The organism is Cytobacillus firmus NBRC 15306, from assembly GCF_001591465.1.
In the GTDB taxonomy this organism is placed as follows: domain Bacteria; phylum Bacillota; class Bacilli; order Bacillales; family Cytobacillaceae; genus Cytobacillus; species Cytobacillus firmus.
The window spans coordinates 1-9,263 of the sequence record NZ_BCUY01000113.1 but is presented as its reverse complement, the minus strand read 5'-3'; the positions used below and the strand labels follow the sequence as shown (position 1 = coordinate 9,263).

Sequence of the window (9,263 nt, the reverse complement as noted above, 5' to 3'; positions counted from 1 at the left end):
TGTACAATAGAAAAAAAGTTCTTTACTTGGAAATAAAGTTGTTTACTTTGTAAAAAAGATGTTTACTAAAGCTGTTGTTATGGTCAATGCAAACCATGACAACAGCTTTTTCTATTTCTTTGATTGAATGAGGGGTACGACCGAGATACGTGTAAAAAAGGGTCATAGCATGGAGTAAATTACCATTTACAACCCTTTTTTGTTTTATATACTATACAGGAATATCTCCCTCGATTGGTTGTGGGACATCTTCTAAATCAATCATATAATCCCCGAAACGTTTTATATACATAGTCAAATATGGGCTAAGCATGACAATATCTTCTTTTGAAAATACATAGCCTTCTTTAGAAAGTTCCCACAAAGTGAGTGTTATGTCACATACATTTTGAAATATTACTGCGTTGGCAACTAAATCATTATATTTAATTCGTTTTTCTTGTTCTTCTGGATTATTTTCTGAAATAATTCCATCGCCACCAAAAAATAGCCATTTAGAAAATCTGTTATAGGCTTCGACTTTGTTTGTACTAGCACCAATTTGCTCTCTTAGTTTTATATCAGATATATATTTAAGCAAAAACACGGTGATAGAAAGAACTACTTGGAGAAGGTCTTGCGAGTGTGTTTCAAATAGTTCCCAGTCAACGGTATCACTAAAAAATTAATCAATGTGGTGAAATTGTGTGTCCTTATCAGCCTTGTGAAATTTTAAATCCTTCCAATTTCGAATACGAGGCATTAAATTAATCCCTAATAAATGTGCAAGTGCAAATACAGGTGTTGATTGACCCTGCGTATCTGCATGTAATGTATCTGGTTGAATGTCTGATATATTTTTTAACAAACCATCAATAATATAGACTGCCTCCCATACTCCACATGAAATGAAGTGGCAAGTGCGATATAAGTATCTGAAACATGATGATAAGCAATCCCCCCATAACCCCCATATCTTATGTGGTATTCAGAGATTAAGTTTTCTTCATAGAGATCAAATTTGTTCCATCCGCAGCAGCCGATTTTCCATCACCCTATTTTTTGAAAAGATATATCAGATGAGATTTTTTATAAAAAACCATTTTTACAAATTTATGGGTTTTAAATATCTGATTATTGTGATAATATAAAGGTGTTGTTTTGTGCAATAATAAATATTAGGGAGGTTTCAGTAAATCAGACTACTTTAACAAAACTTAATTTGAAAGTTGAACTCCAAACCTAATAATCCCTTCACACATGGAATGGACACCTGATGGAAGATTATTAGTTTCTTAGACAACTGCTGGAAGAATTAAAGACATAACGAAACCTGGAAATTACTTAGACGTTGCCCCTTTTGCATCTGGTTTAAAAGGCCCTTCAAGTATAGTCCCTTTACAAGATAGGAGAATATATGTATGCGAGACTTGGCTAAATGTAAGTTTAGGAGGAGATAGTTCTGAAAACCTTCCTTTTTTAGACGGATTAAAGACCATATAGTTTAACGTACTTAGGTGATTATTTAGAAGTTGTAGAAAGAGAGAGCATAACTACAAATAGAGTATTAAAAACAATTCCTGAAACCGGTCCCAAAGAAGTATTGATTAAAAATATTCCTGCTGTGCTTATGCCAAGGCTTGAAGGAAAAACCACCTAAAATTAGAAAATAATCATATTACCTCGAAAAAAGTTCATCAATACTATTCATCTTACCTCTTAGATAATCTCACAAAATATTTCGAATATATATATATATACTATATTTGGTAATTATAATTACATAGAATGAAAGCGTTGTAATTTTTTTTTGCTTCTATATTTTTCGGACTTAATTTGCGCCGATAATGTTTAACGTCACTGAAAATTCTAAGTTAATAAAAGAGAATAGTTTGAAAATCGTATTTTTAAAGGAGTTATTATATGAAGAATTCAATTATTGAAAGTTCTACTCACACAAGAGCCAGATTAAGGATGATGTATCATTGGTTATCATCCACTGGACATGTTAAATTACTACCGAGAAAAACAACTGGAATGTCAAAAAATACTGTAAAAGCTTCACTTGGTACGGAGGAGATTTATGATGAGCTGATTCATTTGGGTTCTTACAATTATTCAGGCTTAAATGGTCATCCGGATATTATTTCAGAAGCAGAAAAGGCTTTAAAAGTATATGGAACATCTACTAGTGGGGTTCGATTACTCAATGGGACACTAGACATACATTGCCTATTTGAAAAAAAACTTGCATCTTTTCTCGGAACAGAAGATGCTGTAACTTTCAGTAGTGGATTGGTTGCAAATATAGCAGCCATAACAGCCTTATGTAATGAGGAAGATATCATTTTCTCAGATGAATTGAATCATCAGTCGATTGTGGATGGAATTAAACTTTCACAGGCAAAAATGATTAAATTTATGCATTCCAATATGGATCAACTGGAAAGCCTACTGAAAAAAGAACCCCTCTATAAAAGAAAATTCATTGTCACTGACGGAGTCTTCAGCATGGATGGAGATATCTGTAATCTGGATCAGATTATGTTATTGGCTGAAAAATATAATGCCTCTGTAATAGTAGATGATGCTCACTCCATTGCCGCGATAGGGACACGTGGTAGAGGAACATCTTCATATTTTAAATTGTCTAAAATGCCTGATGTGATTACAGGAAGTTTAAGCAAGGGGCTTCCGGGTTTAGGTGGTTATATAGCTGGCTCAAAAGAACTGATTAATTTATTCCGATATGGATCCAATCCTTACATTTTTTCAGCATCTCTGCCTGCCCCCATTGTGGCAGGTCTTTTGAAAGCTGTTGAAATTCTTGAGGATTCACCTATTATCATGGAAAAGTTGCAAAGAAATGAGCAGTTACTTCGTGAAGGCCTGAAAAAAATTGGTTTAAATACAATGAGTTCCAATTCCCCTATCATACCGATATTGATAGGTGACCGTTCTTTGACTTTTCAATTTGCAGAATTACTTCATAAAGAAGGTATATATGTAAATCCAATTATTTTCCCAGCAGTTCCTCTGTCTAAAGCTCGGTTACGAATAAACGCATCTTCTGCTTTAAGTGAAGAGCAAATCCATTTTTCGCTGGAGAAATTTGAAGGCATAGCACGCACTTTAAACATATGCAAGGAAGGTTGAAGGAGGAAACCAATGAGCAATATGATAACACAGTATGAAAATTTTAGGACAAGTCTGGACAGTCTGGGAGCATATTTCTCAGATGACGACATTGCACTTAATTTTTTAGACATACAAAGTACTAAATTAAAAAAATGGCAGAAGGATATTGCTCAAATATTAAAAATGGCAAGAGTAATTTCCCATGCCAATATAGATAAACGAAATGACCTTTCACATTCTCACCAAGAAATTATTAAGTTATATAAGGAATCACCTAATTTACCCTTTATTGCAAGACCTGATATGATCATTAAAAATGGTCAACCTAAGATCATTGAGCTTAATTATGATTCTTCAGCGATCGAAGGGTTTTATGAAATAGATTATATACAGACTCTACTATTACAAATGCAGGAAGAGAAATATTCAAACTATAAATTAATGGATGGAAAAAATAGTTTTGTAGAATTTGTTAAAGAGAGTTTCAAAATATATATTTCAGATAGTGATTCATCTAAAAAAATGGCAATTATGATATATGCAGATATGAATCAATATGATAAAGACATTGCACAGGAAACTGCAAGTTGGATTAATCAAAACTCTGACATTAAATGTTTTATACGGTCTCATGAAACCCTTTGGGACAATAACGGTGTTGTTACTGATGGGGAAAATGAGTTTCAACTATTGTATATGTATTCCACGTTGAAAGATATGCCAAGTAAAACCAAACATCTTGAGGAGCTTTTGGTAAAGATACACAATTCAAAAACGATTATTCTTTCTGATATTAAAGATATTGTTGTCGATTGTAAACTTTCCCTAGCATATCTCTATGAAGTAGCGAATTCGCATGAATTTGTTTTTTCAGATGTTGAAAAAAATATAATCTGCGAGTACGTACCTTGGACTTTTGTTATAAGTAAAAATAAAAAGGTTATTTACAATAATGAAGCTTATGATCTCATTGAATTACTGACTTCTAAGCAGGAACAGTTTGTTTTAAAAAAAGCAATTCGTTTTATGTAAAGGATGTTATAGCGGGTAGTAGAACTAACAAAGATGAATGGATTAATTACCTTGAACATATTGTGAAATCTGACACAGAAATGTGGGTGGCACAGGAATTTATTGAGTCTGATTATTATGACTTTCAGTATTACAATCCTGTACAGAATGATTTATATAAATTAGCTAGACGTTTCGTCATTAGTCCGTATTTTTTCGACTCAAATATTATTAATTTTCTAATTAGGGTGGAAAAAGACACCAAATATCCCCTTTTGGGTAGATTAACCGATGGAAATATGGGTGTAGCGTTTGTAAAAATAAATCCATAATGTTTATATAAAAAATTACGTTGAATTTGAAGATAATCATAGCTCATTAGCCAAAAAGTTATACCAGATAACCCCACTCTAGAAAAAAGTTAAAACAAATTTATATGATGGGGGAAGAAACGGGGATGACCAAAAAAATAGGAATTTTAGAGCAAACTTTAGTGTATCCAAATTAATCGAAAATACACTAAAAGGAGTTCATACTAATATCTCAGGAGGTAAGACATGGATTGTTTAGTACTAAGCTCATTTGAATTTTTTCCTACGCAACCACCTATAAATACGCCATTTATTACGGCATTTCTGAAAAAAAACGAAATTAATTGCACACAGTTAGATTTGAATGTTGAAGTATGGGATTATTTATTAAGCCCTAGTCTCATTGAGGGGCTTACATATAATTCTGAGTACGCGATACACTGTGACAAGGTAAACGCACCTAATATGACTTACGAAGAGTTCAATGATAAAAGAAATTACTTATTGAGTTCCATTGAGACAGTCAAAAGGTACTATCGAGACCAGGAGATATTCTACGATGAACATGCATTGGCATGGGCTAATGAACGTATTAAAGAATTTCAATATCTTTTCTATTATTCTTATGGAGTTCTCCCGAACAATCTCTATACTACTTATCATTTCGATGATGAATTGCATCTTTCATTCAGCAGAATGGATAATTTTTCGTACGATAAAGAAAGGAATCCTTTTATTGCGATCTTTGAAAAAGTACTTTCCGCTAAATTGAAAGATTCTGCACCACCAGTAATTCTGATCGAAGCATTATATGCCGTACAGTTTCCACATTTGGCTACTCTGACAAAAGTTCTAAAAAAACTATATCCAAGTAGCCATATTTGTTTTTCAGGGTTTGGATTTGACCAATTGGTTTTTGCCCGGATCAAGCATAGTTTAAAAAACAATCATTTTGCATTCTTGGGTTTTGACAGTATATTCATGGTTAGAAATGACGATGCTCTCTTGACATTCGTTAATCATATATTAAGTGGTAAAGAAATTAACTCCATTCAAAGTCTAGCTATAAATTGCAAGTCAACCGACAACATTGTTAGCGAGGAACCTTTGATTGAAAAATATACAAAACAAAATGTTGTTCCAGATTATGAGGACATAGAATTTAATCGTTATTTTTCTCCGCACCCAGTTATCATTGAGAAATATTCAAACCGGTGTTTCTGGTACAAGTGCACGTATTGCTCAATTAATTCATTTAAAGGTCGTAATGTGTCTCTCACAACACATGAATTTTCACAGAGAATAAATACATATTATGAAAAGTACGGAGTTAAGCATTTATTCTTGTTAGATGAAGCAGCTACTCCTGAACAAGCTAGGGATATTGCAGAATCCTTTGAAAATAGTCCCTATGATTTTATTTGGTCTCTTCGTACACGTATTGATCAAGGGTTGGATAGGGAAACCCTGCAGCTTATGTATGACTCGGGATGCCGAGAATTGTGGATGGGTTTGGAAACTACAAGTCCTACAGTGTTGGAGTTAATGAAGAAAACAAAAGATCCTGTAGAGTATGTTAATCAGGCAAGAAAAATTGTTGAATTGGCATCAGAAATTGGCATTGGTCTGCACTTTTGCTTATTATTCGGCTTCCCGGGAGAAACTATAGAAGATCATGAAATTACGCTAAACTTCTTTAAAGATGCATCTGAAACATTGAAAAAAATTCCATGCTTTGTTTCTTTCAATGTGTTTCTACTAACGCCGTTTTCACCAGTTTGGAAGAAGCCAGAACTGTATAACGTTAAGATAAGCGATGCTTCTGAGGATAGGTGCAATATGGAGGATATTGAATTTTCTATGTCCAATCAAACTGATTCGGAAAGGAGAATATTTTTTGAAAGCATTGACAGTACTTTTGAGGAAATAACAAAGATTTTGTCGCCGAATATTAAATATCAAAATCTTTGGAAGTCTGTTGCTGATAGTTGTCATGAACTTTTATTCAAAGAGCATTTTCAAACAGTTAACCCTTTTATGGATTATGAATTTGATAATGAAAAAGGGAAATTAGCTAAACGACACAAGGATTTCAATATTAAATTTGTAGATAACGAATATGTTGTAAATCATTGGGCTGAAATTGAAATGGCATTTCAGGCTGCCTTTGAAAATAGCGAGTTTTTGGACAATTTTACGGTTTCACGTCCGGCAGAACACACCTTGTTAGGTGCTATTGGGAAATCCGGACGAGTCTATGAGCATATTTTAGCAATATCTAATGAAGGGAAAATATTGGGCGGTCTTTTTTGTATACCGAAAAATAGAAAGCAAGGAGAATTAATGAGTGATTTGGGTTGGTTTTTTACCTCCCCTAGCATCCCCTCCATTAATCGGATAAAGATTGGTGATAAGATCATGGAGTTGGCACATGAGCAATTGAAAAATATAGGATTTACCAACGTGATTACCGAAATGGGAACCCAGAAGGGTGCGAATTATATGGCTAAAAGATTTAATTATATACACGAACCTCTGGAAGGAAAGATTAACAGATGGATGAAAACTCTATAAATTGGGTTTTATCCCTAGTAATTTTAATGGTTTTATGTTTACTCTCTGTTTATCTTATCTTTAGTTACAAGAGAAGAAGCAGATACTCAATTAATACACTTTTAGAAGTAGCTGAACAAATTCCTGTTCATATGCCAGAATATAAATTAAAAGCTGTTGAGAACCAAAAGGAGTTATTAGAAATCGTGGAAATGGACAGTGAATCTTATCAGGATATCACTATAGAGTTTAAGAAATACCTGGCGTTATGGGAAAGATATCCTAATGGCATCTATATACTAATCTTTAAAAATGAAATTATCGGTATCTTTAGTATATGGCCAGTAAAAAGAAGAATATTTAAAAAACTTGCAAACGGGACTATTTCTGAAGAGGATGTTGGTTTGAGTGACATCCCAAACATCAAAAATTATGGATATTGTTCAACCTGGTATATTTCAAATATTCAAATTAGAGACTCCTATCGTCATAGAGGCATTGTAAATCATTTGTTCAGCAGAGCGATTAAAAAATGGTTTGCATCAAATAAGGTAGTTTTACCACTGAAAATTTGTTCTATGGCTTATTCTGATTCGGGAGCGTATGTGTTGAGAAAAGCAGGATTTGTTAAGGTTAGAGATATGAAGGAAAGTAAATCCATGATGTCAACATATCGATTGATTGTGAATACAAAGGATGATGCTATAAAATTTGTTAATCATTTTACTGCACCGAGAAATTAAAATATAAAGTAATTACTCAGTTCATTGTATCCCTAATAGAAGAGAAGTGAAGTTATGTCAATCAAATTTGAATCTATACCCACACCAAGCTATGTCTTTGATGAAGATGCTTTTAGGAATAACTTAAAAATTATTGATGAGGTAAAAAAAAGAACTGGAGGAGAAATAATTATTTCCCTCAAAGGATTTGCAATGTGGGGAGTTTTCCATATCTTACGCGAATATGGATTTGAAGCAGCTGCTAGTTCATTGAACGAAGCGAAATTGATTGAGGAGCAACTGAGTTCAAGCGCTTATACGTATATACCTGCCTATTCAGCAGGAGAATTCGATCAGGTTCTCAGCTTGAGTAGTCATATTACTTTCAATAGTATTGCGCAGCTGAACAAATTTCTTCCTAGAATAAAAGAAAATGCTCCTCACGTTCAAGTAGCGCTTCGAATTAATCCTGAAAGCTCACCGCTTCAATATGATATTTACAATCCATGTATACAAGGGTCACGATTTGGAGTCACAATGGGGAACTTAAATGGAACTACAGTAGGAGAGATTGATGGTTTACATTTTCATTCTCTTTGTGAATCTTCGTCTTACGATTTAGAAAACATTTTGGAATTAATTAAGAATAGATTTGCTGATGTAATTAAAAAAATAAAATGGATTAATTTAGGAGGCGGTCATTTAATGACCTCTTCTGAGTATAATATTGACCACTTAGTGGAGGTTATAGCCAAGTTTAGAGCAGAAACTGGGCTTGATATTATTATGGAACCATGTACTGCCTTTGTTTGGAATACGGGCTATTTAGTGACCCGTATACTTGATATAGTGTCGTCAAATAATATTAATACAGCGATTCTCGATATATCCTTTTCCGCCCATTTGCTGGATTTTCATTTATTGAACTTAAAACCGTCTGTTATAGGAGCAACTGAGCCTCAAGAAGGCAAACCAACATATCGTCTTGGAGGCAATAGCTGTTTATCAGGTGATTATATTGGTGAGTGGTCATTTGACAATGATTTAGAGGTAGGAGATGTGGTGATAATCAAAAATATTGCACACTATACGATGGTTAAGGAAAACATGTTCAATGGTGTTACCCAGCCATCCATTGGCGTCTGGAATAGCCAGGAAGGTTATAGACTTGTAAGAAAGTTCGAATATAATGATTATAAAAATAGATTGTCTTAAGTATATGAAATGAAATTTTGAGCTATGGAGAAATCGAGAGGTCGGATAAATCCTAAATGATTATCCGACCTCATAAACCCCCGTATATAAGGAGCCACATAGGCGGTTCTATTTTATCGTTCAAAAAATGTGGTTGATTATAGAGTCCTACACTGGAGATTAGCCGTTTCGGGCTAATCTTTTGTTCGTGAGCGATGTCGTAAGAAACCTTGAGTAGGAACTCCGTGTATATCCTTTACTTTGTGACTATATTTTAGGCGTAGTTAACGTTGTCTACTCATTGTTAGTAGTACTTACAGTTTGCCCAATTAGTAGTAAGCGTAAAATAATCCCC

The 9,263-nt window shown here is 33.8% G+C and carries 5 protein-coding genes and 1 pseudogene; 5 read left to right on the top strand and 1 reads right to left on the bottom strand.

The features are described from left to right. Positions 1-211: 211 nt before the first annotated feature. Positions 212-1,034: pseudogene (locus tag BFI01S_RS22695) on the bottom strand (Tn3 family transposase); the annotation flags it as partial. Between the two features lie 868 nt (positions 1,035-1,902). On the opposite strand from BFI01S_RS22695, the gene BFI01S_RS19730 reads away from it, so the two are divergent. The 5 genes from BFI01S_RS19730 (at position 1,903) to nspC (ending at position 8,929) form a co-directional block, all read left to right on the top strand. Continuing rightward, on the top strand, positions 1,903-3,135 hold the full coding sequence (locus tag BFI01S_RS19730; protein WP_061794125.1) for an aminotransferase class I/II-fold pyridoxal phosphate-dependent enzyme: 1,233 nt from the start codon (positions 1,903-1,905) through the stop codon (positions 3,133-3,135). Positions 3,136-3,147: 12 nt separating this feature from the next. Further along, positions 3,148-4,149 (top strand): hypothetical protein, encoded by a 1,002-nt coding sequence (locus BFI01S_RS19725; protein ID WP_061794124.1) that lies wholly within the window; start codon positions 3,148-3,150, stop codon positions 4,147-4,149. A 536-nt stretch (positions 4,150-4,685) separates the two neighbouring features. Then, positions 4,686-7,013 (top strand): B12-binding domain-containing radical SAM protein, encoded by a 2,328-nt coding sequence (locus tag BFI01S_RS19720; RefSeq protein ID WP_061794123.1) that lies wholly within the window; start codon positions 4,686-4,688, stop codon positions 7,011-7,013. Further along, on the top strand, positions 6,995-7,735 hold the full coding sequence (locus tag BFI01S_RS19715) for a hypothetical protein (protein WP_061794122.1): 741 nt from the start codon (positions 6,995-6,997) through the stop codon (positions 7,733-7,735). Before BFI01S_RS19720 ends, BFI01S_RS19715 begins: the two co-directional genes overlap by 19 nt. Before the next feature lie 54 nt (positions 7,736-7,789). Beyond that, positions 7,790-8,929 (top strand): carboxynorspermidine decarboxylase, encoded by a 1,140-nt coding sequence (gene nspC / locus BFI01S_RS19710; RefSeq protein WP_061794121.1) that lies wholly within the window; start codon positions 7,790-7,792, stop codon positions 8,927-8,929. Positions 8,930-9,263 lie beyond the last annotated feature (334 nt).

Coding starts and splice junctions, on each gene's coding strand:
- BFI01S_RS19730 (WP_061794125.1), top strand. CDS start 1,903: ATGAAGAATTCAATTATTGAAAGTTCTACTCACACAAGAGCCAGATTA.
- BFI01S_RS19725 (WP_061794124.1), top strand. CDS start 3,148: ATGAGCAATATGATAACACAGTATGAAAATTTTAGGACAAGTCTGGAC.
- BFI01S_RS19720 (WP_061794123.1), top strand. CDS start 4,686: ATGGATTGTTTAGTACTAAGCTCATTTGAATTTTTTCCTACGCAACCA.
- BFI01S_RS19715 (WP_061794122.1), top strand. CDS start 6,995: ATGGATGAAAACTCTATAAATTGGGTTTTATCCCTAGTAATTTTAATG.
- nspC (WP_061794121.1), top strand. CDS start 7,790: ATGTCAATCAAATTTGAATCTATACCCACACCAAGCTATGTCTTTGAT.